The following is a 240-nucleotide window of genomic DNA, read 5'->3' as shown; positions in this document are numbered from 1 at the left end:
CGCCTGGGCTTCCTGGTCGACGTGGGCCGGGATTACCTCACCCGGGAGCGCAAGGCCGGCTCCCTGTCCGGTGGCGAAGCCCAGCGCATCCGCCGGGCCAGCCCGATCGGCGCCGGCCTGGTCGGGGTGATGTCCGTGCTCGACGAGCCGTCCAGCGGCCTGCACCAGCGCGACAACGGGCGCCTGCGGGGCACCCTCACCCGCCTGCGCGACCTGGGCAATCCGGGGATCGGGGTCGCG

The 240-nt window shown here is 75.4% G+C and carries 1 protein-coding gene; it reads left to right on the top strand.

Translation table 11 applies throughout. From position 1 onward, the window contains the following. On the top strand, window positions 1–240 hold a 240-nt coding region (locus tag ACQG3P_RS22770), incomplete at both ends, for a hypothetical protein (RefSeq protein ID WP_426806318.1).

The sequence above is a fragment of the Stenotrophomonas sp. SrG genome (genome assembly GCF_050031795.1).
Lineage (GTDB): Bacteria > Pseudomonadota > Gammaproteobacteria > Xanthomonadales > Xanthomonadaceae > Stenotrophomonas > Stenotrophomonas rhizophila_A.
Note: the sequence above shows the minus strand (reverse complement) of the source record. Positions and strands in the feature narration are given on the sequence as shown.